The 25,152-nt window shown below is 61.7% G+C and carries 28 protein-coding genes and 1 tRNA gene; 12 read left to right on the forward strand and 17 right to left on the reverse strand.

Annotated features, from left to right (window positions below):
* Positions 1-51: 51 nt before the first annotated feature.
* The 3 genes from FHT75_RS03195 (at position 52) to FHT75_RS03205 (ending at position 3,793) form a co-directional block, all read left to right on the forward strand.
* The gene (locus FHT75_RS03195; RefSeq protein ID WP_028757486.1) at positions 52-960 is read left to right on the forward strand and encodes an AraC family transcriptional regulator; all 909 of its coding nucleotides are present in this window, start codon (positions 52-54) and stop codon (positions 958-960) included.
* 92 nt (positions 961-1,052) lie between these two features.
* Positions 1,053-2,111: a glycosyltransferase family 2 protein gene (locus FHT75_RS03200; RefSeq protein WP_063474643.1), complete on the forward strand. Its 1,059-nt coding sequence runs from the start codon at positions 1,053-1,055 to the stop codon at positions 2,109-2,111.
* On the forward strand, positions 2,111-3,793 hold the full coding sequence (locus FHT75_RS03205; protein WP_063474644.1) for a hypothetical protein: 1,683 nt from the start codon (positions 2,111-2,113) through the stop codon (positions 3,791-3,793). Before FHT75_RS03200 ends, FHT75_RS03205 begins: the two co-directional genes overlap by 1 nt.
* Before the next feature lie 11 nt (positions 3,794-3,804).
* Here FHT75_RS03205 and FHT75_RS03210 read toward each other — a convergent pair whose 3' ends face one another.
* Together FHT75_RS03210 and FHT75_RS03215 are read right to left on the reverse strand one after the other, a co-directional pair.
* Positions 3,805-4,170 (reverse strand): DUF4087 domain-containing protein, encoded by a 366-nt coding sequence (locus tag FHT75_RS03210; protein WP_063474704.1) that lies wholly within the window; start codon positions 4,168-4,170, stop codon positions 3,805-3,807.
* A 23-nt stretch (positions 4,171-4,193) separates the two neighbouring features.
* Entirely contained in the window at positions 4,194-4,640 is a 447-nt protein-coding gene (locus FHT75_RS03215) for a hypothetical protein (protein WP_028757490.1), read from the reverse strand.
* 174 nt (positions 4,641-4,814) lie between these two features.
* On the opposite strand from FHT75_RS03215, the gene FHT75_RS03220 reads away from it, so the two are divergent.
* Positions 4,815-5,480 carry a TetR/AcrR family transcriptional regulator gene (locus FHT75_RS03220; RefSeq protein WP_028757491.1) on the forward strand — a complete coding sequence of 222 codons (666 nt, stop codon included), beginning with the start codon at positions 4,815-4,817 and terminating at the stop codon, positions 5,478-5,480.
* Positions 5,481-5,529: 49 nt separating this feature from the next.
* Positions 5,530-6,549 carry a ketol-acid reductoisomerase gene (gene ilvC / locus FHT75_RS03225; protein WP_183844632.1) on the forward strand — a complete coding sequence of 340 codons (1,020 nt, stop codon included), beginning with the start codon at positions 5,530-5,532 and terminating at the stop codon, positions 6,547-6,549.
* A 49-nt stretch (positions 6,550-6,598) separates the two neighbouring features.
* Here the strand turns inward: ilvC and FHT75_RS03230 are convergent, their stop codons facing one another.
* The 6 genes from FHT75_RS03230 to FHT75_RS03255 form a co-directional block, all read right to left on the reverse strand.
* Entirely contained in the window at positions 6,599-7,186 is a 588-nt protein-coding gene (locus FHT75_RS03230; protein WP_047610778.1) for a class I SAM-dependent methyltransferase, read from the reverse strand.
* Positions 7,176-7,511: a type II toxin-antitoxin system RelE/ParE family toxin gene (locus FHT75_RS03235; protein ID WP_047610777.1), complete on the reverse strand. Its 336-nt coding sequence runs from the start codon at positions 7,509-7,511 to the stop codon at positions 7,176-7,178. Before FHT75_RS03235 ends, FHT75_RS03230 begins: the two co-directional genes overlap by 11 nt.
* The gene (locus FHT75_RS03240) at positions 7,495-7,746 is read right to left on the reverse strand and encodes a type II toxin-antitoxin system ParD family antitoxin (protein ID WP_047610776.1); all 252 of its coding nucleotides are present in this window, start codon (positions 7,744-7,746) and stop codon (positions 7,495-7,497) included. Before FHT75_RS03240 ends, FHT75_RS03235 begins: the two co-directional genes overlap by 17 nt.
* Positions 7,747-7,851: 105 nt before the next feature.
* Positions 7,852-8,229, reverse strand: a complete 378-nt coding sequence (locus FHT75_RS03245; protein ID WP_047610774.1) for a type II toxin-antitoxin system VapC family toxin — start codon at positions 8,227-8,229, stop codon at positions 7,852-7,854.
* Positions 8,229-8,438: an AbrB/MazE/SpoVT family DNA-binding domain-containing protein gene (locus tag FHT75_RS03250; protein WP_047610772.1), complete on the reverse strand. Its 210-nt coding sequence runs from the start codon at positions 8,436-8,438 to the stop codon at positions 8,229-8,231. The genes FHT75_RS03245 and FHT75_RS03250 overlap by 1 nt, the downstream gene beginning before the upstream one ends.
* A 346-nt stretch (positions 8,439-8,784) precedes the next feature.
* Positions 8,785-9,885, reverse strand: a complete 1,101-nt coding sequence (locus tag FHT75_RS03255) for a branched-chain amino acid aminotransferase (protein ID WP_063474646.1) — start codon at positions 9,883-9,885, stop codon at positions 8,785-8,787.
* Between the two features lie 268 nt (positions 9,886-10,153).
* Here FHT75_RS03255 and FHT75_RS03260 point away from each other — a divergent pair, with 268 nt between their 5' ends.
* On the forward strand, positions 10,154-11,374 hold the full coding sequence (locus FHT75_RS03260; protein WP_047610768.1) for a PLP-dependent aminotransferase family protein: 1,221 nt from the start codon (positions 10,154-10,156) through the stop codon (positions 11,372-11,374).
* Between the two features lie 22 nt (positions 11,375-11,396).
* On the opposite strand, the gene FHT75_RS03265 is transcribed toward FHT75_RS03260, so the two are convergent.
* From FHT75_RS03265 to FHT75_RS03275, 3 genes are all read right to left on the reverse strand, one after another.
* A complete protein-coding gene (locus FHT75_RS03265) occupies positions 11,397-12,440 on the reverse strand; it encodes a DUF2278 family protein (RefSeq protein ID WP_063474647.1) in 1,044 nt (347 codons plus the stop codon).
* 341 nt (positions 12,441-12,781) lie between these two features.
* Positions 12,782-13,237 carry a c-type cytochrome gene (locus FHT75_RS03270; protein ID WP_244604775.1) on the reverse strand — a complete coding sequence of 152 codons (456 nt, stop codon included), beginning with the start codon at positions 13,235-13,237 and terminating at the stop codon, positions 12,782-12,784.
* A gap of 323 nt (positions 13,238-13,560) precedes the next feature.
* Complete coding sequence (locus tag FHT75_RS03275; RefSeq protein ID WP_063474649.1) at positions 13,561-14,619, reverse strand: aldo/keto reductase; 1,059 nt, start codon at positions 14,617-14,619, stop codon at positions 13,561-13,563.
* Between the two features lie 297 nt (positions 14,620-14,916).
* On the opposite strand from FHT75_RS03275, the gene FHT75_RS03280 reads away from it, so the two are divergent.
* From FHT75_RS03280 to FHT75_RS03290, 3 genes are read left to right on the forward strand one after another with little or no spacing between them, the layout of a single operon-like run.
* Complete coding sequence (locus FHT75_RS03280) at positions 14,917-15,882, forward strand: ABC transporter substrate-binding protein (protein WP_183844633.1); 966 nt, start codon at positions 14,917-14,919, stop codon at positions 15,880-15,882.
* Between the two features lie 7 nt (positions 15,883-15,889).
* Positions 15,890-17,584, forward strand: a complete 1,695-nt coding sequence (locus FHT75_RS03285; RefSeq protein ID WP_063474651.1) for an ABC transporter permease — start codon at positions 15,890-15,892, stop codon at positions 17,582-17,584.
* Positions 17,572-18,627, forward strand: a complete 1,056-nt coding sequence (locus FHT75_RS03290; RefSeq protein ID WP_047610757.1) for an ABC transporter ATP-binding protein — start codon at positions 17,572-17,574, stop codon at positions 18,625-18,627. The genes FHT75_RS03285 and FHT75_RS03290 overlap by 13 nt, the downstream gene beginning before the upstream one ends.
* A gap of 21 nt (positions 18,628-18,648) precedes the next feature.
* On the opposite strand, the gene FHT75_RS03295 is transcribed toward FHT75_RS03290, so the two are convergent.
* The gene (locus FHT75_RS03295; protein ID WP_047610755.1) at positions 18,649-19,005 is read right to left on the reverse strand and encodes a DUF4189 domain-containing protein; all 357 of its coding nucleotides are present in this window, start codon (positions 19,003-19,005) and stop codon (positions 18,649-18,651) included.
* A gap of 198 nt (positions 19,006-19,203) precedes the next feature.
* Between FHT75_RS03295 and FHT75_RS03300 the strand changes: the two genes are divergently transcribed.
* Together FHT75_RS03300 and FHT75_RS03305 are read left to right on the forward strand one after the other, a co-directional pair.
* Positions 19,204-20,313, forward strand: coding sequence for an endonuclease/exonuclease/phosphatase family protein (locus FHT75_RS03300; RefSeq protein ID WP_063474652.1), 1,110 nt, complete (start codon positions 19,204-19,206; stop codon positions 20,311-20,313).
* An 8-nt stretch (positions 20,314-20,321) separates the two neighbouring features.
* Positions 20,322-21,092, forward strand: coding sequence for an NUDIX hydrolase (locus FHT75_RS03305; protein ID WP_063474653.1), 771 nt, complete (start codon positions 20,322-20,324; stop codon positions 21,090-21,092).
* A 149-nt stretch (positions 21,093-21,241) separates the two neighbouring features.
* On the opposite strand, the gene FHT75_RS03310 is transcribed toward FHT75_RS03305, so the two are convergent.
* The 5 genes from FHT75_RS03310 to FHT75_RS03330 all read right to left on the reverse strand — a co-directional run bounded on the left by FHT75_RS03310 (position 21,242) and on the right by FHT75_RS03330 (position 24,052).
* Complete coding sequence (locus FHT75_RS03310) at positions 21,242-21,544, reverse strand: hypothetical protein (RefSeq protein WP_097594224.1); 303 nt, start codon at positions 21,542-21,544, stop codon at positions 21,242-21,244.
* A gap of 86 nt (positions 21,545-21,630) precedes the next feature.
* A complete protein-coding gene (locus tag FHT75_RS03315; RefSeq protein WP_047610748.1) occupies positions 21,631-21,927 on the reverse strand; it encodes a hypothetical protein in 297 nt (98 codons plus the stop codon).
* Between the two features lie 154 nt (positions 21,928-22,081).
* Positions 22,082-22,157 (reverse strand) — tRNA-Lys (locus FHT75_RS03320).
* A 218-nt stretch (positions 22,158-22,375) separates the two neighbouring features.
* Positions 22,376-23,287, reverse strand: a complete 912-nt coding sequence (locus FHT75_RS03325) for a PhzF family phenazine biosynthesis protein (RefSeq protein ID WP_063474655.1) — start codon at positions 23,285-23,287, stop codon at positions 22,376-22,378.
* Between the two features lie 456 nt (positions 23,288-23,743).
* On the reverse strand, positions 23,744-24,052 hold the full coding sequence (locus FHT75_RS03330) for a hypothetical protein (RefSeq protein ID WP_047610744.1): 309 nt from the start codon (positions 24,050-24,052) through the stop codon (positions 23,744-23,746).
* Positions 24,053-24,336: 284 nt separating this feature from the next.
* Here FHT75_RS03330 and FHT75_RS03335 point away from each other — a divergent pair, with 284 nt between their 5' ends.
* Entirely contained in the window at positions 24,337-25,152 is an 816-nt protein-coding gene (locus tag FHT75_RS03335) for a chromate resistance protein ChrB domain-containing protein (protein WP_063474705.1), read from the forward strand.

Below are 25,152 nucleotides of genomic sequence, written 5' to 3' on the forward strand. Positions count from 1 at the left end.
AGATAAGGGCGGTATCACCGGCGTCAGCCAGTTGACAGAAAGAGTTGCCGCATGACTTTGCCCTTCAGCCCCTATCAGGAAATTGTCGACATCGCGATGCGCTTCGCGCCTGGCGACGGCGAGTTCTCAACTGATATCGGCAATCTTCACGTCAGCCGTCGGTCCAAGCCAAGCGATCCGCTTCACAGCAGCTACCGGCCCTGTTTTGCCTTCGTCCTGCAGGGGGCCAAGAGCCTGCGCCTCGGCACCGAACTTATCAGCTACGGGACAGGAGACTATCTGCTGACCTCGCTCGACCTGCCGGTCGCCTGGCAGGTCACCGAGGCAAGCCCTGAAGTGCCGCATCTCTGCCTGGGGCTGGCAATCGATTCCGAAAAGCTGCTTGAGCTTTTGAGCCGTATCGATATTCCGCGTCCGGCGGCCCATACCGACGGGCAGCGCGGGATGGCGGTGAACGTCGCTCCGCCGGAGCTCCTGGATGCCGCCGTCCGCCTGCTGCGCTTGCTCGATCGTCCAGGCGACATTCCTGCCATGGCGCCGCTGATCGAGCAGGAAATCCTCTACCGGGTGCTGACCGGGCCGGATGGCGCGCGGCTGATCAACATCGCCACAGCAGACAGCCACAGCAACAGGATCGCCCGCGCCGTCGCATGGCTGAAGGAGAATTTCGCGCGGCCGCTGCGCATCGAAGATCTTGCCGTCCGCGTCAGCATGAGCGTGTCGTCCTTCCATCATCACTTCAAATCGGTCACGGCGATGACGCCGGTGCAATATCAGAAGCAGCTTCGCCTGCACGAGGCGCGTCGCCTGATGCTGGTGGAGCGCCTCGATGCCGGCACGGCCGGCCACCGCGTGGGCTATCAAAGCCCGTCGCAGTTCAGCCGCGAATACAGTCGCCTCTACGGCGCTTCGCCGGCGCGCGATATCGATGGCGCGCGCGAGGTCATGGCGGCGGAGTAGTCTGTCGCGCATCCCGGGCATCCGATCATTAAAGGATGTTTGACGTTTCGTGGCTAGTCTGGCGCCAACCATCCAGCAGGCCCGAAGTCCGTATGACGCAAGAACCATTTCTGTCCATCGTCGCGCCTTGTCATAACGAGGAAGAGGGCCTCCGCGAATTCTGCCGCCGAGCCGTCGCAGCTGCTCGGAGCGTTGCTGGGGATGCCTTCGAGCTCATTCTCGTCGATGACGGCTCGTCCGACCGCAGCTGGGAGATCATTTCCGAATTGGCGGCTGATGTGCCGCAAGTGCTCGGCGTTCGTCTTCTTCGCAATCACGGCCACCAATTGGCATCGACGGCGGGTCTCTCCGCGTCGCGGGGCGAGCGTGTGCTCCTGATCGACGCTGATCTTCAGGATCCGCCCGAACTGCTTTTGATGATGATGCCGATCATGGAGCGTGGCGCCGACGTCGTTTATGGTCAGCGCACGCGCCGCGAGGGTGAAACCTGGTTCAAGGTTGCCTCGGCTTCGCTTTTCTATCGTGCGCTGTCCAGGCTCGCCTCGGTGACCATTCCGCGCGATACCGGCGATTTCCGGCTGATGAGCCGGCGCGTCGTCGATATCCTGCTGGCGATGCCGGAGCGCGATCGCTTTATCCGTGGCATGGTCAGCTGGATCGGCGGCAGGCAGGTTGCTCTCCCTTACGAGCGTGACGCCCGTTTTGCCGGCGCGACGAAATATCCGCTGCGCAAGATGATCAATTTTGCGCTCGATGCGATCACCAGCTTTTCGACGACGCCGCTGCGTATAGCCACATGGCTTGGCATGATCAGCGCCTGCGTCGCGATCTCGTTGCTCGTCTACACCTTCGTTCGCTGGCTGGAAGGCGAAACGGTTACCGGCTGGTCGTCGATCATGGCCGCCGTCAGCGCCTTCAGCGCCATCCAGCTGATCTGTATCGGCATCATCGGCGAATATCTCGGCCGTCTCGTGCAGGAGAGCAAGAAGCGGCCGATGTTCATGATCGAGACGATCCTGCGCGGCGGCGAACACGCCGAGCTGCCGACTGCTTTTCCGGAGATGAACGCCAGCGATAAGCGCGCCGCACTCGATGTCGCCTTTACATCCGGGGAGTTTCCGCGAGCGCAAAAGAGCAGTCGGATCGGATAATGGACCAGATCGACACGCCTGCTGTGGTCGCAGGCGAGCCTCAGGGATTGGCCGCCAGACAGGATTCCGCCATTGCGGTCGCCGCTTTCGTCGCGCTTGCCGCGGCGCTGGTGGTGCTGTTTCGTTTTCCGCCGGTTCTCGATTACCCCAATCACTACGCCCGGATATGGCTCCTTTCGGGCGGCATCGGCGAGCAGCCGTTTCCTGAGATTTATGCGGTCGATTGGAGCCGCACCTTCACCAATGTCGGGATCGACATTCTCGCCACCTGGCTGGGACCGCTTGTCGGCGCCGACAGGCTTGCGCGGACTTTGCTTTTCCTGGCGATCGTGCTGCCGCCGCTCGGCGCGATCGGCTTGCATCGCGCGCTTTTCGGCGGCCGGCACCACTGGCAGACCGCCATGCTGTCGCTCGGCTGGTGCGCCACCATGATCGGCGGCTTCATCAATTTCCAGATCGGCCTCGGCATGGCGCTCTTCTTCGCCTGCGTCGACCTCCGGCTGCAGGGCAAAAATCCCGCGCTGGTTTTTGCCTGGCGGCTCGCCGCTTCGCTGCTGCTGACGGTGATGCACATCTTCTCGCTCGGCTTCTATATGGCGATCGTCTGCGGCCTCGAATTTTCGTGGCGCATCGACATACTGCGATCGAAGGCGGGTCTCACGAGGCTCGTCGGCCGGTTGGCGTTGGCGATTGGCGCCTGCGTCTTGCCACCGCTCGCGCTCTACCTTCACACGGCATCTTTGCCCAACGCCGGTGGCAACGGCCTTGGGCTTGCATGGAACGACAGCGTCGTCCTGATCGTCCTCAATCTGCTCTCCGCCATCACGACCTATGTCCCGGTGGTGGATGTCTTACTGGTTCTGCCGCTGATCCTCATCTGCACACGTGCCGCACGAGCGGGCGACATCCGCATGCATGCGGGGCTTGCCGTCGCCGCTGGCGGTCTGCTGCTGCTCTCCTGTATTTCGCCTCGCCACATGCTCGGCACCGGATGGATCAGTTGGCGCTTTCCGATCATGACGGCGCTCGTCGCCATGGCGATGGTATGCCCCTTCGCCAATCTCCCGCGCCGGCAGGCGCTGTTGCTTTCGCTCGTCATCAATCTTGCGGTCTTCGGCCGTACCGGCTGGATCGGCTGGAACTGGTGGCTGGCGCAAAAGGATGTTGCCGCTGTCGAGAGCGTGCTGAAAAGGGTGCCGGCCGGTGCAGCCGTGCTACCACTTGGGCATGAACCTGAGACAGTGAGCTACCTTGCCCACTCCAACCGGCATTTTTTCTGGGGACTGGATACTTTCCGGCATCTGCCGACGCTTGCCGTGCCCGTCTCGCATGCTTTCGTGCCGACGCTCTTCACCGCAAAAGGCAAGCAGCCACTTTCCGTTCTGTCGCCCTGGTCTGAGATCGCGGTTCCAGAGGGCAATCTGCTGTCGGTGGGTGTGCTTTCATGCCCGACAATGTTGCAGCAATATCGAGACTTCACGCCCTATCTGTCGGATTGGCGCAGTCGTTTCGATTTCGTCCTGGTCGCCAATGCCGATATTCTCGATCGCTATGTCGGCACCTTCATGCCGTCGGGCCTGACGGTCATCGAGGATGCCGGTTTCGCGAAGCTTTACGCGATCGATAAGACGATGCCGGCAGAGCCTTTGGCTATCCCGGCGGGTTGCGCCACGGCGTTATAAGCCGCGGCTCATCAGCCGGGGAATTTCAGCGCCTTGTCGGCACGGCATTTGGCGAGCTTGAGCTGGCGGAAGGAGAGGATTTTCGTGATGCGCTCCTTGCCATCCGTCTCCACACTCATGCAGGCGCAGGCATAGCCGTAATTGCCGTTGGTTCTGACATACTCACGTTCGGAGATGTCGGAGATCAGCTCCATGCCTTCCACCTCGCCGGCATCGTCGCCCTGGGTCATGATCGTCCAGGTGTTTTCCGCATCTTCCAGCCACCAGTTGGCGGGCGTCGGATTTTCAATCCAGCCGCAGCGCGTTTCGGCCGCCTGTGCATTTGCGGCGATGGCAAGGGCTGCGGTGATGACTGCGGCAGCGATCCGGTATTTCATCGGCTTTTCCTCATCGCCAGATTTCAGTTGTTGATCGCGATGATCGCCCAATGGCTTTCCTCGCAGGCGTCGTCATCGCAGACCGCGCCCATCCAGAGGGCGCCACCCGCGAGCATGACGCCGTCGCTATTGACGAAGAGATCCCCGTATTGCTGGCGCCCGACGGCGCGGCGCGTTTCCGGCGTCACCAGATCGTCGAAATTGTCGATGAAATCTTCGGCGCTCTCGACGTCGTAAGTCTCGCCCCTGGCCTCGACCGTCAGCGGGTATTCGGCAAGCCCGGCAATGGTTTCGGCGTCGCCCGAGCGCATCGCCCGAACGAGTTGGCGCAGCGGCCGGTCGAAGCCTGCGGCGTCGCCGTGCAGTTCTTCGATGCGGTTATAGACGTCGCTGTCGGACTGCGCGAGAGCGCTTGAGCCGCCCAGGAAAATTGCTCCGAGCAGGAGAAGAGCTGCAGACAGGCGTGACATCGAAGCCTCCAGGCGCAAACGGGTACCGCGACAATATGCGATCACCAAGGATTCGCGCCTATCCAATTCTGGTGTTTGATCGCGGTTTCCCGTATTAAAAAAATGATCCGGGCTTCTTGACGATCTGATCGGTTTATCGCATAAACCTCGCGAACCGTACCGTACGGTACGTACATGGGAGCTACGACCTTGTCTGTCGATACCGCAGAGCCGAGCGAATTTTCGCCGCGCCAGAACGCCGTTCTGGAGCAGGCGTTGCGGTTGCTCGTCGATGGCGGCGAGAAGGCGCTGACGACCTCGGGTGTGGCGCGTGCCGCCAATTGCTCGAAGGAGAGCCTCTACAAGTGGTTCGGCGATCGCGATGGGTTGTTGTCGGCGATGATCGCCTATCAGGCGAGCAAAGTGCGCACCTTCGAGCGCAACGGCGAGCGACTGACGGCGGCAAGTCTGCACGACCATGTGGTCATTTTCGCGCGTGATCTGCTGGAGGTGCTCGCCGGCGACGTCTCGCTGGCGCTGAACCGGTTGGCGATCGGCCAGTCGAACCGCGACGGCTCGAAGCTCGGCAAGCTGCTGCTCGAGCGCGGCCGCCGCCAGATCGACCGGCGCGCCATGGCGTTGATCGATGCCGGAAAGAGGGCAGGGCTCCTGCGTTTTTCCGATGCCGACGAGGCTTATCACACGCTTTACGGCCTTGTTGTTTCCGATCTGCATGTGCGCATGCTGCTCGGCGAGCCGGGCCTCAAGGATACCGCGCGCCAGGCGGAGAGGGCGGTTACCGCCTTCCTCCGGCTCTACGGCACGGACAAGGTTCTGGTGGAGATGCCGGTTCTCGGTTGATTCCGCTTTAATGACAGTCAACAAGACAAGCAAAGGGAAGGAACTTCAAATGCGCGTCTATTACGATCGTGATGCCGATCTCAACCTCATCAAGGCCAAGAAGGTCGCCATCATCGGCTACGGTTCGCAGGGCCGTGCCCATGCGCTGAACCTCAAGGACAGCGGCGCCCAGAACGCCGTCATCGCGCTCAAGGCCGGTTCGCCGACCGTCAAGAAGGCTGAAGCCGACGGCTTCAAGGTCATGACGGTTGCCGAAGCCGCCGGCTGGGCCGACCTGATGATGATGGCAACGCCCGACGAACTGCAGGCCGACATCTACAAGTCGGAAATCGCTGCAAATATCCGCGACGGCGCGGCGATCGCCTTCGCCCACGGCCTCAACGTGCACTTCGGCCTGATCGAGCCGAAGGCCACGGTCGACGTCGTCATGATCGCGCCGAAGGGCCCGGGCCACACGGTTCGCGGCGAATACCAGAAGGGCGGCGGCGTTCCCTGCCTCGTTGCCGTTCACCAGAACGCTTCCGGCAATGCGCTTGAACTCGCTCTCTCCTACGCCTGCGGCGTCGGCGGCGGCCGCTCGGGCATCATCGAAACCAACTTCCGCGAAGAGTGCGAAACCGACCTCTTCGGCGAACAGGTCGTTCTCTGCGGCGGTCTGGTCGAACTCATCCGCGCCGGTTTCGAAACGCTTGTTGAAGCCGGCTACGCGCCTGAAATGGCCTATTTCGAATGCCTGCACGAAGTGAAGCTGATCGTCGACCTGATCTATGAAGGCGGCATCGCCAACATGAACTACTCGATCTCGAACACGGCCGAGTGGGGCGAATATGTCTCCGGTCCGCGCATCATCACCGCTGAGACCAAGGCCGAGATGAAGCGCGTCCTCAAGGACATCCAGACCGGCAAGTTCACTTCCGACTGGATGCAGGAATACCGCGCTGGCGGCTCGCGCTTCAAAGGCATCCGCCGCCTGAACGACAGCCACCAGATCGAGGAAGTCGGCGCCAAGCTGCGCGGCATGATGCCCTGGATCGGCAAGAACAAGCTGGTCGACAAGAGCGTGAACTAAGCGGTTTTCAGACTGTAGGAATCGAGGGCCGGGGCGAAAGCTCCGGCCTTTATCGTTGTGCGCTGACGGTCAGCCAGCGCGTCGGCTTGCCGTCATATCCGCCGCCGTCGTATTCGCTTAGGGCGATATTCCTCCAACCGCCTTTCGTCAGAAGCTCCGAGAGCCATTCGGCGGAGGGATAGTTGTAATAACGCCCGAAGCCGTCATGGCCTTCTGCTTCCCCGGCCTTGAAGCTTGCGTGAAGGAGGCCGCCGGGCCTCAGGGCGCGGCGGATGCGGGCGAAGACGTCGGGCAGTTCGGATCGGGGGACATGAAGAAGGCTCGCATGCGCCCAGACGCCGTCGAAGGCGCTGTCGGCGTCGAGTTCCTGGAACAGCATGACCCTGACCGGCCTGCCGATCAGCGCTTCGGCCTGTGTTGCAAGCTCGGCAGAGCCATCCGTCGGCGTCACGTCGAAACCCTGCGACAGCATGTAGACGCTGTCCTGTCCGCCACCGCAGCCGAGTTCGAGGATTGCCGCACCCCGCGCAAGCCCGGCGAGGAAGGCATCGAGCTGCTGCTTCGGCAGGCTGCGCGCCCGGTTGGCGTAGGTCTCGGCGTTTTGCCTGTAGAAGTCAGAGGTATTGTCACGAGGCATGCGGATCGGCCGTTCGGGAGCGTCGGTTGGATTGAAGGTGCCTTTCGGGGAGCCGATCGGCGCCGATGATGTCGATGACGAGGATGCCGTCCGGTATTTCACGATAGAAGGCGACGTGGCGCATGTGAAGAAGGCGGCGAAGGCCGACGCCAAGCTCTTCGCATTCGTCTCCCATGGAGGGCGCGCGCGAAAGAAGCACGAAAATTCTGTCCCAGTCGAGAAGATAGGCATCCGCCTGTGCCTCGCCGAAGTGCAAGCTGGCATATTCGTCGATGCCCGACAGCACGGCATCTGCGGTTCGGGTCAGCCTATAGGTTGATGTCACGCAGCTTTGCCTTCGTTTCCAACAGGATATCGGCAATGCGCCGGTCGCTGATGCCGCTCTCTTCGGCCAGCCTCAGAATCTCACGCAATTCTTCGTCATCGAGCTTGCGATGGTCCTGGTCCCTCAGGACGAGTTCCGCCAGATATGTGCTGGCATTGGCGTATCTGCCGCTTGCGACACGGCGTGCGACGTAATCCGCCAGATTATCCGGAAGAGAGATCGTCATTTTCGCCATTGAATTCGGTGCAGTCCGTCCATGCCGGTTGATGCCAGATTACCATTTCCCACGTTGTGATAGAAGCGTTGCGCTCCGCCGTCGAGCACTTGGGTCACATCCAGGTCAGTCTTTTTTATCGACATAGATGACGCGTTCGAGATCCTTGAAATGGGCGTCGCAGGTCAGGATGTCGGCATCATGGCGCTCCGCGGTCGCATAAATGATCGCATCGGCGGTGGCGAGTTTGTGGATCGTCGAGATTTCGGCAGCACGGCGGGCAAGCGTCGTGTCGAGAGAGACAACCATGCATGTCGCGGTATAAGCGATGAAGCTGTCGACGGCTTCCTCGTCCTTCTCGCGTGCCAGCCATTTGGAGAGCTCGAGCTGCACGATCGTTGGAACGATGCATTGATCGCGCACCGGGATATTGGCCTGCAACCGGGTTCCGGCGGCACTTTTCGTCAGCCATTCTATCCATGCGGAGCTGTCGACCACGCGCATCAGAAACGGTCGTTCCGGTCGCGGTAGTTTTCCTTGTCAGCGCCTTCGGCAATGCCGCGAAGATCGGCAAGCGTCGGGACCGGCATCAGCAGCACGCCTTTCCCTTTGGGGATGAACACGAATTCCTGCCCCGCCGACCAGTGCTGCTGTTCGCGCACTTCCTTGGGAATGGAGATCTGGAATTTTGTGGAGAGGGTTGCGGTTGTCATTCTTACCTTTCCTCCATCGATAGATGAATGGTAAGAATTCATCTGACATCCGTCAATGACGAAGTGTTTTCGGCGTTAGTGCTATTTTGGTCGCCAAAGGAGAAGTAGCGATGATTCTTCCCGCTGACTCGGCCACAAAAGACCGGGCGGCGCGCGGTTTCGAAAGAGATCCGCGGATTGCTTGGTGGCCGTCCGCTCGAAGAGCATCGTAGCGTATCGTGCAGCTCGACACGAACTCCGGCGAGGGCGGAATAGGGTCGACAGCCCGGCGGCTTTGCGCGCGAGGCGGAGAGCGGCGCCCACCATGTCGGTGTTGACGCCGCCGTTTGCGTGGAACGTCGGGAATTCAGGCCGGGATAAGGCGGGTCCAGCCGCGCTCATCGTTCGTTACGCCCTTCTGCAGACTGACGAGCTGCTGGCGCAGTTCGCTGGTCAATTTGCCGGTCTGTCCGTCTCCGACCAGAAACTCGCCGCCGGCATGTCGAACCAGGCCAATGCCCGCCAGGACTGCGGCAGTGCCGCAAGCGAAGGCTTCGACGAGCTTGCCGCTGGCAGCGTCGTCTTGCCATTCCGCGAAGGAGTAGGGACGCTGCTCGACGCGCAAGCCTCTTTCTTCGGCGAGTACGATCACGGAGGCCCGGGTGATGCCCGGCAGGATCGTGCCGCCAAGGGGCGGGGTCACCACCGATCCGTCATTCATCAAGAAGAAGACGTTCATGCCGCCGAGTTCTTCGACCCAACGATGCTCTGTTGCGTCGAGGAAGACGACCTGATCGCAATTCTTCTTCGCCGCCTCGGCTTGCGCCACGAGGCTGGCTGCGTAGTTTCCGCCGCATTTTGCAGCGCCGGTGCCGCCGGCAGCCGCACGGGTGTATTCGGTCTCGACCCACAGGGAGACGGCCTTCGCGCCGCCCTTGAAGTAGGCGCCGACCGGAGAGGCGATGATGCAGAAGATATATTCCTGAGCCGGACGAACACCGAGAAACGCCTCGTTGGCGAACATGAAGGGGCGAAGGTAGAGGCTGGCGTCGCCGGACGGAATCCAAGCCTTGTCAATGCGGACCAGTTCTTCGACGGCCTTCAGGAAGAGTTCTTCGGGCACAGGAGGCATCGCCATGCGGGCTGCAGACTGCGCGAAGCGGCGGGCATTCTCTTCAGGCCGAAAGAGCAGAATCCGGCCATCGTCTGCCTTGTAGGCTTTCATGCCCTCGAAGATTTCCTGAGCATAATGCAGCACGGCGCTCGCGGGATCGAGCTCCAGCGGCCGCCTGGGCGTAACCTTCGCATCGTGCCAGCCCTTGTCGGCAGTCCATCGTGCCAGGACCATATGATCGGTGAACACCTTGCCGAAGCCGGGTGTCTCCAGTGCCTGGATGCGATCGGCGTCGGAGACGGGAGACTGGTGGAGTTCGATTTTGATTTCAGGAGAGGCCGACGTCACGGTCATTGCTGGCACCTTGATAGTAATTTGAATAGTGGCGGCGACACTACTGCCGCCGAGCTGGTCTTGGAAAGGTCTGAATCAGCCGGTTTCGACTTTGATCAGAGGAATAATCGCTTGGAGTGGCTGACGTCGAGCAGCAAATTCGGGATCGAGCGTCTTCGATATCGGATGGCGTCTACGCTTGTCACCATGACAAGAAAATAGGTCAGTATTATTGACATAATTTCCCTGGCATGGTTTGTCGGCGGTATAGAAAATATGAGGAAACCCCATGCTGAACTGGGACACCATGTTTGCGTCGCGCTCGTCGCGCATGCGCGCATCCGAGATCCGCGAGTTGCTGAAGCTTCTCGACCGGCCCGACATCATCTCCTTTGCCGGCGGCATCCCTGATCCGGCGCTGTTTCCGGATCGGGAATTCAAGCAGGCCTATGCCGATATCTTCGACGGCGCCGCCGTCAACTCGGCGCTGCAATATTCAGTGAGCGAAGGCTACAAGCCGCTGCGCGAATGGCTGGTCAAGCAGATGGCAGCTCTCGGCATCCCCTGCGAACTCGACAACGTCTTCATTGTATCAGGCTCGCAGCAGGGCCTGGATTATCTCGGCAAGCTATTCCTGTCGCCTGGTGATACCGCGCTGGTGACATGGCCCACCTATCTCGGCGCGCTGCAGGCCTTCAACGCCTATGAACCGGCCTATGACCAGTTGACGCCGAACGGCAACCGGACGCCGGAATCCTATCGGGCGGCCGCAGCGGCTGCCGGCGGCAAGGTGAAGTTCGCCTATCTCTCCGCCGATTTCTCCAACCCGACCGGCGAGACCGTCGATCTCGATGGCCGCAAGAAGGTATTGGCATTAGCCGAAGACCTCGACATCGCCGTCATCGAGGATGCGGCCTACCAGTCGTTGCGTTACGACGGCGATCCGATCCCACCGATCCTGGCGCTCGAGATTGCCGAAAAGGGCCATATCAACGATACGCGCACCATCTATTGCGGCAGCTTCTCGAAGACGCTGGCGCCTGGCCTTCGCGTCGGCTTCATCGTCGCCAATGCGCCTGTCATCCGCAAGCTGGTGCTGATGAAGCAGGCGGCCGACCTGCATTCCTCGACGATCAACCAGATGGCGATATCAGATGTCGCCGAGCGCGGCTTCGACGCGCAGGTCGCCAAGATCAAGGCCGCCTACAGCAAGCGCCGTGACTGCATGCTGACGGCACTCGAGAAATATATGCCCAAAGGCACGAGCTGGACGAAGCCGGAGGGCGGCATGTTTATCTGGATCACGCTGCCGGAGGGGATGGATGGCGCCAAGCTCTTGGCGAAATCGCTGGAGACCGCCAAGGTCGCCTTCGTACCCGGCAAGGCATTCTTCGCCGATGGTTCCGGCGCCAACACCTTCCGCGTCAGCTTCTCCTGCGCCAACGAGCAGATGATCGAGGACGGCATCGGCCGCTTGGGCGCGCTGATCTCGGCCGAAATCGGCGGCTGATCCAGGCTGGCGAGGGCGTCGATCAGAAGATCGTCGTCCAGCCTTCGTTCGCCGTCTCGCTCTTGCCGTAGCCGACCCGGTCGGCCACGGCGCCGTCGGCGTTGCGCAGGATGATGTCGCCGCCCCTGTTGGCAAGCTGCGGGCCGCCGGCCGCGGCATCGAGTGCCACGGTGCGCAGCTCGCCTGCGCCAAGCGACCCCGACAGTGTCTGGGTCCTGCCGTTTTCGTCTTCCAGCTTCCAGCCGTCGAGCGATGCGGTCATGTCGGAGCGGTTGATGATCGTGACCGTTTCGGCCTCGGTGCCGCCTTCGCCGTTCACCGGGTTGATCAGCGCGGCGACGATGCGCAGCGACGAGGCGACGATCGGCTGCGGTCGGCGCGTGCCTTCGCCGCGGCCCTGGCCGCCACGGCTGTCGGAAACCGGATGGCCGGTCGCCGCATCGGTGTTCCAATTCTGCGACTGGAAGCAGAGGAAGATCGCCGCCCATTCGTCGGTATCGTTGAAGTGGACGAGAAGGGCGCCGTCCTGGTTGGGGCCGTTGGTCGCCTTGAAGCTGCCGCCGTCGCCCTGGTTCATGTGAATGTCGTGGATGCCGTTGCCCGGCTCGAAACGGAAATATTGGTCCGGCTTGTTGTGCTCAGGACCCCAGGCCTCGCCGAAGGCGTAGAAATGCACGTCGGAATCGGCAATGCCTTCCTGGACGATCGGCTCGATGAAGTCGCGCAGGTCGTTCTTCGGGCCGGATAGCTGGAAGGGTGCGACATTCATATCCTCGCGTTCGATCAGCCCGCCGCGAACATAGTCTATCGCAAGCTCCGGACGGTCCTTGCGGATGTCGATCAGCCCCATCGGCAGCGCTTCGAGCGCCTCCGTCAGCGCTGAGTGCTTGAAATCGACGATATTGGCGTAGAGCAGATCGTGCGGCGTTTCCTTGGAGCGGACATTGAGCGCGATGCGATAACTGACGCCGTTTGCCTCGATGCGGATCTCGATATGAGGATCGTTGTCGTCGTCGAGGGCAAGTGCGCTCGCCGTGCCCTTCAGGACCTTGTAATTCTTCAGCATGGAGAACCTCGCGGGAGTGGCGGGGTCTGACGATAACACGGCGAAAGTGCATCTTTTGTGACGACTAAAGTATGGCGCGATCCTTCAGATTCGCCTGCCACGCTTTAGGTCTTTGATTTACCCATGTCGTGGTCGCAAAACCGCTGCACACTTTTGCGGACTTATGTAGCAATTGCCATAAAGGTCACGCAGTGCAATCAGAGCGGTTGTTAAGCAGATAAACGGCCAGAAATGACCGGCGCACGGATAGCTTGTTCGTGGGCAAGAGGTGCCAATCGCCGTAACGCAGTGATCGCTATTCGTCGGCCCTATTCGGTGCATCGCCGACCCCGAACTGATCGTCAGAGGCCGGCAAGATAGTGAGCCATGGCAGCGATGTCGTCGGCCGAAAAATTGCGCACCAAGGCCGTCATGCTGGGCATGTTCGGGCGCTTGTTATCGCGAAAGTCGGAGAGGGTTTTGATCAGGTAGTCCAGCTTCTGATTTGCGACGCGCGGAGTGTTGGCGTATCCGACGAAACCCTCCCGGTGGCACGAGGTGCACTTCTTCCCGGCGTCGAGCGCTCGGACGCGGGTAATGCTCGCTGCGTCGGCCGGCTCGCGGTAGGCGGGCCAGGGCAGTGCGGAGAAGTAGGCCGCAAGCGCCTTCATGTCGTCGTCGGAAAGATTCTTCGCGATCCGGCCCATGAGGTCGTCGGTGCGCTCTCCATTGCGATATTCCTGCAAAGCTATCAGCAAAGAGGACTCGTGCTGGCCGGCGATGATTGGCGTGTTCTTAACAGTCGGCATACCTTTCATACCGTGACACATCCCGCAAAGCTTGGCCCTGTGGGAGATTGCCGCCGGCGGTGGCGCAGCATTGTTCTGCGCTCTAGCCGGCAGCGGACCGAGGGCCACGAGAGCGGCGATGACGAACGGAGCGAGCGCGCTGCTGCAAGGCATGCGAGGCCTCCAGATCGGGGCTTAATTTAAGCTGAAGTGTGATGCTGAGCTTATCAGGAGATGCAACCATTGGCGAGCGGACCCCCGTCGCCTCCATGCGACTATGGCTGCGTTTTTATGAGTTCACGCCCTAGTTGACTTGGAGTTTTGTGGCGGCCGTGCAGTGCTTGATCCGCTGCCTATTGTTGCAGATGCGGGGCGAAAAGCTCGAGATCGGCCTCGCCAAGCCTGTCGCTGACCGTGTTCAGTTGGTGCCAGTAGGGATAGATCACCAGTGGCAGGCTGACCGCGTCGAGGCGCTTGCGCTCCTCGTCCGTCAGCTTCAGCTCGGCGGCGGCGATGTTGTCGCGGAACTGGGCTTCGGTGCGGCCGCCGATGATGACCGAGGTCACGGCTTTGCGGCCGATTAGCCAGGCGAGCGCCACCTGAGCCGCCGAAACGCCGCGTTCCTGGCCGATCGCGACCAGTGTCTCGACGATGTTCCATAGACGGTTTTCGTCACGGATCGGCGGCTCGGTCCAGCCGGCGAATTGGCGCGTGCCTTCAGGGGCTGCCTGGTTGCGGCGATGCTTGCCGGAGAGCAGGCCGCCGGCGAGCGGGCTCCAGACCAGCACGCCGAGGCCCTGGTCGATCGAGATCGGTAGCAGCTCATATTCGGCATCACGGGCTTCCAGCGTATAGTGGATCTGCTGGCTGACGAAACGCTGGTACCTGTGCTCGTTGGCAATGCCAAGCGCCTTCATGATGTGCCAGCCGGAATAGTTGGAGCAACCGACGTAACGCACCTTGCCCTGTTTGATCAGGGTATCGAGGGCTTCCATCGTCTCTTCGAGCGGCGTCTGGCCGTCCCATTCATGCACCTGGTAGAGGTCGATGACATCGGTCTTCAGGCGCTTGAGGCTCGCCTCGCATTCGCGGACCAGGTGGTAGCGCGACAGGCCTTGGTCGTTCGGGCCGTCGCCCATGCTGAAGCGGGCCTTGGTGGCGAGCAGCACACCCTGCGGCCGCTTGCCGGAAAGCACCTCGCCGATGATGTTTTCGCATTCGCCTGATGAATAGGCATTGGCGGTATCGATCAGGTTGATGCCGGCATCGATGCACATATCGATCATCTTGCGAGCCTCGGAAACGCCGAGGTCCCCGACGGTCTTCGCCCAGCCGACGCCGCCGAAGGTCATCGTGCCCATGGTCAAAGTCGAAATCTTCAGGCCGGAACGGCCGAGCAGACGATATTCCATAGAAATTCCTCCTTCATTGAAACGTGAGTGACGTAGCGCAAAGCCCGGCAATGGCAATCTCCGAGTGTTCACGCCTGGGTGAGATTGCTTGGCGCCAGGATACCAGATGATCGGATGTTTCACAGGGTTGAAGACGACGCCTGCGAGATTGCGCCACAGCTATCGCCCCGATTGTCGGCAAAGCCGGGGGAGGTCAAGGAAGGTTGTGAAGCCTGGGCCTGGCGGCTGCGGCGTGCTGTCACATCGCTGTCAACGACCCCTAATAAGGGAGGGGTATCGAAATCGAGGATCCTTCCCATGAAAACGATCGTTTCTGCCGCAGCACTTGTCGCCGCGAGCCTCTTTGCCCTTCCGGCTTCGGCCGCAAACCTCGTTCTCTACACCAGCCAGCCGAACGAAGATGCGCAGGCAACGGTCGATGGGTTCATGGCCGCCAATCCTGATATCAAGGTCGACTGGGTGCGCGACGGCACGCCGAAGATCATGGCGAAGCTCCAGGCCGGCAACCCGCTCGCCGACGTTCTGCTGATCGCCGATGTCGTGACGCTGGAGCGCCTCAAGGAAGACGGCAGGCTCCTGGCCTACAAGTCGCCGGAAGCCGCAGGGTACGATGCTGCCCTCTATGATGCCGACGGTTACTACTACTCCACCAAGCTGATCACGACAGGCATCATGTACAACACGTCGGCTTCGATGAAGCCTGCGAGCTGGAAGGATCTGACCAAGCCGGAAGCCAAGGGCCTCGTCACCATGCCGAGCCCGCTTGCTTCGGGTGCGGCACTCATCCACGCCCAGACGCTTGCCGCCGTTCCCGGCCTCGGCTGGGATTTCTACAAGTCGCTCGCGGAAAACGGCGCGATCGCGGCCGGCGGCAACGGCGCCGTGCTGAAGTCGGTCGCCTCGGGCGAGAAGGCCTATGGCGTGGTCGTTGACTATCTGCCGATCCGCGAGAAGGCCAAGGGCGCTCCGGTCGATTTCGTGTTCCCGAGCGAAGGCGTTTCTGTTGTCACCGAGCCGGTCGGCATCCTCGCCAGCACTGAGAATGCCGACGCCGCCAAGAAGTTCGTCGACTATGTGCTCTCCGAAAAGGGCCAGGAAGGCTTTCAGAAGCTCGGCTACATCCCGGCCCGCAACGGCATGAAGGTGCCGGAAGGCTTCCCGGCGCGCGACACCATCAAGGTCCTGCCTATCAAGGCGGCCGAAGCGTTGAAGAATACCGACCAGGACCTGAAGACCTTCTCGGGCATCTACGGTTCGAACTGATACTTTCATGCACGGATATGTCAAAACAGGAAACAGCCAGCCCGCCTGGCTGTTTCCTTTTGTCGTCATCGTCGTCCTGATCCTCAGCGTGCTGCCGCTCGCTCGTCTTGCCATGGTCGGGATCTCGGCCTTCGCCGATGGCGGCGTGATGACTGTTTTGAGCGAGGCGTCGCTGTGGTCGGCAACCTATTACACGGTTGTCACCGCCATCCTCGGCACGATCATCTCGCTCGTCATCGGCTGCCTCTTCGCCTTTCTGCTGACGCTGACCGATATCCGCGCCAAGGGGCCACTCAGCTTCTTCTTCGTGCTGCCGATGATGATCCCGCCGCAAGTGACGGCATTGGCCTGGGTGCAGATGTCCGGCCCCTCCAGCCCGATGTTGAAGGCGCTTTCCATTGCCCCGCCGCTCGGCTCGCCGCAGCCGCTCTATTCGGTGGGTGGTATCGCGCTGCTTTACGGCGTCCAGCATGCGCCGCTGGTCTATCTGGCGCTTCGGGCCGGCTTGATGACGCTGCCGCGCGACGGTGTCGAGGCCGCACGGCTTTCCGGCGCCTCCAGCCTGCGGGTGTTCCGCGACATCATCCTGCCCCTGTCGCTGCCCGGCATCATCGCCGGGGCGGCAATTTCCTTCGTCTCCTGCACCGGCAATTTCGGCATTCCCGCCATTCTCGGCATTCCGGCCTCGATCTTCACGCTGCCGACGCTCATCTTCACCAAGTTTTCCGCCTTCACCAGCCGGACCTTCGGCGATGTCGCCGTGCTCTCGGCGATCATCGCCATCATCTCGGTCGTCGGCCTGATGATCCAGGACCGGGCACTGCGTGGCCGCGACTACCGTGTCATCGGTCTATCCGGAGCGAGCGCCGCCTTCGAACTCGGTGCCTGGCGATTTGCCTTGGCGCCACTCGTCTGGGTGATCCTGTTCTTCATGCTGGCGGCGCCCTTCTTCGCGCTCCTTGCCGGCGCGCTGGTGCCGGCCTATGGCGTGCCGCTCACCTTCAAGACCATGTCGCTGCATGCTTTTGAGGAGATCCTGTTCCGGCAGGCGGTGACGCGCACGGCCTTTGTCAATTCGCTGTCGCTTGCCGGCGCCACCGCGCTTGGTCTCCTGGTGGTGACAATGCTTGCAGCCTATGCGCTGACGCGGCGCAAGGATGCGGCTTCCCGCATCGTTTCCGGCCTCATCGAAATACCCTATTCGCTGCCCGGCATCGTCATGGCTGTTTCCTTCATCCTGGTGTTCGCTGCACCCATCCCATTCCTGCGCGTCTCGCTCTACGGCACGATCTGGATCATCCTGATTGCCTATTTCTCCTCCTTCTTCGCCGTCAGCCTGAAACCGGTGGTCAGTGCCTTTCATCAGCTCGATCCGGCGCTCGAAGAGGCGGCACGGCTTTCCGGGGCCGGCTTCTTCCGCCGGCTTGCCGATATCATCGTGCCGCTGATCGCGCCGGCCGCTGGCGCCTCCGTCATCCTCGTCTTCCTGATCGCCTGCAACGAGCTGACGATCTCCGCACTTCTCTGGTCGGCCGGCACGCAGACGCTCGGTGTCGCCATTTATAATCTCGATGACAGCGGCAGTTCCGACCTTGCTTCGGCGCTTTCGGTGCTCGTCGTCGTCATGGTCGTCATGCTGATGCTGCTGCTTGAGCTTCTGGCCAAACAGCTGCCGAAAGGAGTGGTCCCATGGCGAGGCTGATCCTCAATCAGCTCGGCAAGGATTTCGGCACCGGACGGGCTGTCGTCAGCGGGTTTTCGCTCGATGTGCGTGAGGGTGGCTTCCTGGCGCTGCTCGGGCCTTCCGGCTGCGGCAAGACGACGGTGCTGCGCATGATCGCCGGTTTCGAGACGCCGACCGACGGGTCGGTCCATCTCGGCGAGCGGCTGCTTGCCGATGCCGCGCAATCGCTGCCGCCGGAAAAGCGAAACATGGCGATGGTGTTCCAGTCCTATGCGCTCTGGCCGCATATGAGCGTCGCCGACAATGTCGGTTATCCCCTCAAGGTGCGCGGCATTTCGGGCGAGACCTATCGGACGAAGGTGCGCGATGCGCTCGGCATCGTGCGGCTTGCCGAATATGCCGAACGGCGGCCGGCCGATCTTTCCGGCGGCCAGCGCCAGCGCGTGGCGCTTGCCCGCTGCCTGGTCACATCGCCCGACGTCGTGCTGCTCGACGAGCCGCTCGCCAATCTCGACCGCCACCTGAAACAGGAGATGGAGGAAACGTTCCGCGATTTCCATCAACGCTCGGGCGCGACGATGATCTATGTCACCCACGACCAGAGCGAGGCGATGGCGCTCGCGACCGACGTTGCCGTCATGTCGGAAGGGCGACTGCTGCAGGTGGCGTCACCGGCCGAGATCTACGCCCGGCCGGAAGGCCGCGTCGTCGGCGGGCTGATCGGGCGAGGGGCGATCGTGACGCTGCCGCGGATTGCCGGAAATTGCAGGGCGTTTGACCGGCCTGTGCTGGAGCCGTTGTTTGCCGGTGCTGTCGCCGGGACCGCCAGCGGCGACCGGATGGATGTCCTCGTCCGGCCGGAGGATGTGATGGTCTCCGGCGAGAATACCGCCGCCGGCGAGGGGATCGCGGCGGCGGTCGAATCCGTTCTCTTCGAGGGCGAGCGCTATGCATTGAAGCTCACCCTCGCCGACGGGCAGGCGCTGCGGGCCTATTCCCGCTTTCCAGTCCGGACGGGTGACAGTCTCAGGTTATCGGTGCGCGCGGCATGGCGGCTTTGAGACGCCCGCGCCCTTTCGGGATCACTCGCTGCCGGAACATTGCCAGCGGATGACACGGCAGGTTCCGGTCTGACGTCCACAGCTGCCGATCGCCTGACGCTGGGCCTCACGGTTGTCGTAACCCCAGCCGCCGCGATGGCCGACGGCCACCGCGCTGCAGCCATTGCGGAACCAGATGGCGATGCGGCAGTCATCGGCGCTGCTGTCGCAATTGCGCCGGGCGACGGTTTCGGCGTCGCCGCGATTGTCATTGGCATTGGACCAACCCAGAGCGCCCGTTGATGGCGAATAGGTGATGGCACCGTAGCTGTCTGCAAGTGCCGGGCCGGTGCCGGCGAGGGCAGTCAAAACCGCAATCGATGCAGAAATCCGTTTCATGAAATGCTCCCGCCCCGGAACCGGTGAATGTCGTCCGGGACGAATTATTCGGAGCCTGCGGGAGCATGTCAGCGGCCTAAGTCACTGGCAATCGCCTCCGGGGCCGCAAGAGGGGTGGTTGTCCGCATATTTCTTGGCCGGCCATCTTTTCCTGCGGCTTCTGCTGGTTAAGGTACTCCCCGCAACCGGATCCTTCCCATGTCGCTTCGCCTCGCCACCTTCAATGTCGAAAATCTCCTGACCCGTTTCGATTTCACCGGCTTCCGCAATCAGCTGCGCCAGGACCGCGTCATCAAGCTTTTCCAAGTGTCGAGCGAGGGCGTCTACCAGCAACTCGAGCAGGCTCGGGTGATCGCTGCGACCGACGATACGCGGCAGATGACGGCGCTCGCGATCGCCGATGCGGATGCCGACATCCTCTGCCTGCAGGAAATCGACAACATGGCGGCTCTTCAGGCCTTTGAATACGGCTATCTCTTCCGCATGGTCGGAAACGGCTACCGGCAGAAATATCTGGTCGAGGGCAATGACAGCCGCGGCATCGATGTCGCGGTGCTGATGCGCGAGGAAACGCGCGACGGCCAGAAGATCGAGCTCAGGGACATCCGCAGCCATGCAATGACGACCTATCGCGATCTCGATCTGTTCGACGAGGAACTGGGGCTCACCAACCGCATCGACGACAAGATCTTCAAGCGCGATTGCCTGGAGCTCGACCTTCTGATCGGCGGCCGGCCGTTTTCGCTCTATGTCGTGCATTTCAAGTCGATGGGCAATCCGCGCGACGGGCTGGACGGGCGGCAATCGACCATGCCGATCCGCCGTGCCGAGGCGCGCGCGGTGCGCCGTATCATCGAGGATCGTTTCGGTGCGGATCACGCGGGCACCAAGAGCTTCGCCATCTGCGGCGACATGAATGATTATCAGGAGCGCGTCGACGTCATCGGCCGGCGGGGCGCCGGCTATCGTTTCGAGCATCAGGACGAGGCCGAAAGCGCGCTCGACGTTTTCAGCCGCGACGGCTTTGCCGAAAACGTCGTACGCCGCCGCGCGGCGCTGGACCGCTGGACGCTCTATCATGCGCGCGGGCCGCAGGAGCAGTGGCTCTGCCAGCTCGACTATCTCTGGCTTTCACCAGCGCTCGCCGCCCATAATGCCGGTCGCCTGCCCGAAATCATCCGCAGCGGCCAGCCCTACCGCACCATCTTCCCGCCAGGGCAGGAGGTGGAGCGTTATCCGCGCACCGGTTGGGACAGGCCGAAGGCGTCCGATCATTGCCCCGTCGTCATGACACTGGATCTCCCCTGAAAGCGAACATGAAAACGAATTTGAACATGAATTTCACCAACGCCAATTTCTCCGATGATTTCGCCGGCTGGCCGCCGTCGGCGACGGTCTTCCCGATTGCCGGCGTGGATCTGCGCGTCCTGCCCGGCCCCCATCCCCTCGTCGCCACCGAAGAAGCGGCGATTCGAGAGAACTGGGCACGAGAGACCGCTGCCAACCCGGCGCTATTCGACGGGCGCATGGTGTTCCAGCGACTGATATCGCTCAGCGAAGACGGGATTGTGGGCGAGGGCCATGTTATTCCCTTTTCCGCGTTCATGTGGTGGCGCCGGCAGCCGCAGCGTCAGGGCGGCATTCACGTCTTCGCCTATCCGGTGCTGGAAAGCTCCGACGGCGCGCTGGTGGCGATCCGCATGGGCGCCCATACCGCCAATCCCGGCCAGGTCTATTTCGCCGCCGGTTCGCTCGAACCGGAGGATATCGTCGACAACAGCTGCGACATCGAGGCAAACATGCGCCGCGAGGTCCACGAAGAGACCGGGCTCGATCTTGCCGATGCCGTCGCGGGGCAGGGACTGTTCGCCACCCATAACAAGCGCACGGTAACGCTGCTGCGGCTCTTCCGCTTCGAGATGACGGCGGACGAGATGATCGAGCAGATCGAGCGCCACATGCTGGTCGCCGACGACCAGGAGATCGCGGGCGCCGTGGCCATCCGCTCGGCTGATCCCTCGGCCTATCCCTATAACATCGCCATGCTGCCGGTGATCGACTGGTATTTCGGCAAGGCCGGCGCATAGGCGATCAGTTCGTCCGCGTCACGCCACACCAATCAGCCCTCATCCAGAGGTGCTCCGGAAGGGGCCTCGAAGGAAGAGGGCGGTGGTTCGTGCCTCCCATGAGATTCGAAGCCGATGCCTGGAACCGTATTGGGCGACGCTTCAGGATATTATTTGGGGATCCTGTTATAGAAGGACTGGGGATCGTAGACGCATTCGTAGTCGAGAAGGCAAAGCTTGCCGTTGGCATCCCTTACCCTGGCGGTGTCGTACTTGTCGCCCAGATTGCACCTGGCCGGCGGATAACGGAAGCTGCGGCCGCCAAAGCCCATGCGCACAAAAACAGCCTTGTCCTTCCTGATGATCTGCGCAAGCTCCTCGCAGCTGTGATCGCGGGCATTGACCTCCACCGCCTCGACGGCAAGGGCTGCGGACGGAAACAGCAATGCGACGGCTAGAACAGTGCTTTTCATGGAAACTCCTGCATGTGAGAAAGAGGCGGCTGGCGCAATCAGAGTGTTAGAGCGTCCTTTGTGCGTCCGAAAGGACGAACGGCGCTCTAGGGGAAATTATAGGGCGATGCCGGGTCGAAGACGCAGGCATAGTCGAGAATGCACTGTTTCCCCTTAGCATCGCGAAAACTGGTGGTGGTGCGTTTGTCGCCCATGCTGCATTGGGCGGGCGGATAGCGGAAGCTGCGGCCGCCAAAGCCGACGCGGACAAAGACCTTTTTATTCTGACGGATGATCTGCGCAAGCTCGCCGCAGCTGTGATCGCCCGCATTGACCTCCGTTGCACCGGCGGCAAAGGCCGGCAAGGGCAGAGACAAGGCGACGGCCAAAATAACGCTTCTCATGCACCCCTCCCGTCTGTGAGAGGGAGATAGGGCGCGCGGATCGCGGCGGCCAGCCTTGAGGGCAAGACGAACCATGCCGCCGGCGTCCAGAACGGTTCCCGGCAGGCCGGAAAATCCGGCCTGAATTCAGAAACATCAATCTTTTCAAGAGATTTGGTGGGTGATGTAGGGCTCGAACCTACGACCCGCTGATTAAGAGTCAGCTGCTCTACCAACTGAGCTAATCACCCGTTCGCGCTTGGCTGCGCGGTGTGACGGGGCGTATAAACAGGATCGGCAGGCTTGTCCAGCGCATAGGCGAAATTTCTTTGGTTAATCGCGAAGATTTTTCGGCATGGCTGAAATGCAGCGCATAACCCCGAAAATCGGAAGCGATTTTCGGAAAGGATTATGCGCCGATTCAAAGTGATAGGGCGCGTCCTGGCGGACGCGCGGCGCTCCGGTGAAATCAGAGGTCGAGCGTGCCGCTGGCCAGCCGCACCGCCTGGCCGCCGATGCGCGCGTTGGAGATCGTCCCGCCGTCGACATCGATATGAAGGTGGATAAAGGATGGACGATCCATCTCGACGCCCTGCTCGATCATGATTGGATGATGTCCGTCCGTCAGCCGGTCGAAATGGTGGATCGCTCCGGAGAGCGCCGCCGCTGCCGCCCCGGTAGCCGGGTCTTCGACGATGCCCATGCCGCTTGCAAACATGCGCGCATGGAACTTCGCCACGTGGTTGACGCCGCCGCGACAATAGACATAGGCCGAGGCGAGCGCACCGTCGACGAAAGGCACGATCTTTTCCCAGAGCTGCGGATCGAATTCCACCCGCTGCGTGGCTCCGACATCGTGCACCGGAATGAGCAGGAAGGGGACACCGGCGCTCCAGACCGATGGGACATGATTTTCGAAGCCGATTTCGGTCACCTTCAGCGACAGCGCATCGGCAATGCCGAGCTTGTCGAGCGGCATGATGGCCGGCTGCGACTTACGCGGCAGGTCAAATTCGGCAAAGCTCGCTTCGCCCTCCCTCAGCCGCACCGCACAGCGCACTGGCCCGACATTTTCCTCGAGTACCGAGACGAGATCGCGGGTCGTCGCGCCATGAGCCCGCTCGGCCAGCGCCACCGCCGTGCCGACCGTCGGATGGCCGGCAAAGGGCAGCTCGCGCCCCGGCGTGAATATCCTCAGCCGCGCTGCATAGGCGGGGTTGCTCGAAGGCTGCACGAACACCGTCTCGGAGAGATTAAGCTCCCGGGTGATCGCCTGCATCGCCTCGTCGCTGAGATCGTCTCCGTCGAAGATCACCGCCAGCGGGTTGCCCGCAAGCTTTCGATCGGTGAACACGTCATAGACGCTGTAGCTTCGCGCCACATCAGCCTCCTTGAATCGTCATCGCGCCGCCAACCTGCCCGACCAAGCGGTCGAGTGCAAGGCGCTAGCGCATCGGCCCGAAAATCGGAATCGATTTTCGGAAAGCACGATGCGTAAATTCAAGGTGTTAGAGCGTCCATTGTGCGTTCGAAAGCACGCATGGCGCTTTAGGTCGGCCTGGAGCGCCGCGACAATCGCTTTCGATTTTCGGGTAGCGCTTTGGCAGGAGCAGGCATGACTGCCCCATTCGGCATCGATGACGAGGTCAAGAAAAAGGCCGGGCGAAACTCGCACCGACCTTCCTCGATCAGTCTCGATAACGGCTGCCAGTACATCCGTGGTCAGCCGTTAGAGACAGATATGATATCCCTTAAGTAGGGTTTGCTTAATAATCTTCAAGAGCCCACAGCGGTCAGGAAGCCGGCATCCGGCCGGCTTCCTTTGGCCGAGCAGCGGTTACTGCTGGGCAGGGGCAGCCGGCGGAGTGGCCGGTGCCGGTGCCGGTGCGGGCGTTGCGCTGTTGTCGGTCGGAGCGATCGGCTTGGCCGGCGCCGGCTCGGATTGGGTCGTGGAGGCTGTCGTATCCGGCGATGTGCCGGGGGTGCTCCACTGCGAATAGGCGAATGCAGCGACAGCGATCACGGCCAATGCAGCGACCCAGACAACCCACGTATTATTGTTGCGCGCGCTCGGCGTGGTGCGCAGATCCAAATTTGGGTTCAGGGGGCGGTTGGGGTCGTTGGCATTATTGGGGTCGTACGTCATGGTACTTTCTCCTCTTTCGGTGACAGAAGAATGCCGAAGTGGGCATTTTGTTCCGTTCTGGGCCGAAGCGCCTGTGTTGATTGAGTTTTCGTCCTCTTCATTCTTGTCCCGGAGGACGAGATGCCGGCCGATCGGGTGCCCTGCGGACAGCAGCCGCCGCGACCCAATGCCCTTGACATGGCGGGGGCACTTTTGCATGGTTTTCCCATGGGGTCGCGATCACCCCACGAGGCGTCATGCTGAAGAATCGCGTCCAACAGAACCGATCAACGGAGGGACGCGTCATGCCGTCATTTCTCGAAATTTCTCCCGACAAGCTCAGCCGCCTCATCGGAACTCCCGGTGCGCCTTGCATTATCGACGTTCGCACGAAGGAGGACTTCGGGCTCGATCCGCGCCTGGTGCCGGGCTCGATCCGGCGCGACCATACCGAGGTAGCGTCCTGGGCCGGCAGCGTCGATGCCGATTCCGTCGTCGTGGTCTGCCAGAAGGGCAGCAAGCTCAGCCATGGCGTTGCAGCCTACCTGCGCCATGCCGGTATCGATACCGAGAGCCTCGAGGGCGGCTTCGAAGCCTGGATCGCAGGCGGACCGGCGGTCCCCTGGGAAAAGCTGCCGCGCCGCGACGCGGAGGGACGGACTGTCTGGGTAACGCGCGCGCGGCCGAAGATCGACCGCATCGCCTGCCCCTGGCTGATCCGGCGCTTCGTCGATCCGAGCGCTGTCTTCCTGTTCGTGCCGGCGCCGGAAGTTATCGCCGTCGGAGAACGCTTTGGGGCGGCGCCCTTCGATATCGAAGATGTGTTCTGGAGCCACCGCGGCGAATTCTGCACTTTTGACGTCATGGTCGAGGAGTTCGGACTGGCGTCGGAACCGCTTCTGCGTCTGGCGCGGATCGTCAGGGCGGCGGATACCGCAAGGCCCGACCTCGCGCCCGAGGCGCCTGGCTTGCTTGCGGCGTCGCTCGGCCTCTCCAGGATGTATTCCGACGATCTGGAGCAACTGGAAGCCGGGATGCTGCTCTACGACGCCTTCTTCCGCTGGTGCCGGGATGCGACCGAGGAAACCCACAACTGGCCAGCGCCGAAGAAGAGGGCATGA

It is taken from the genome of Rhizobium sp. BK112 (assembly GCF_014193215.1).
Taxonomy (GTDB): Bacteria; Pseudomonadota; Alphaproteobacteria; order Rhizobiales; family Rhizobiaceae; genus Rhizobium; species Rhizobium anhuiense.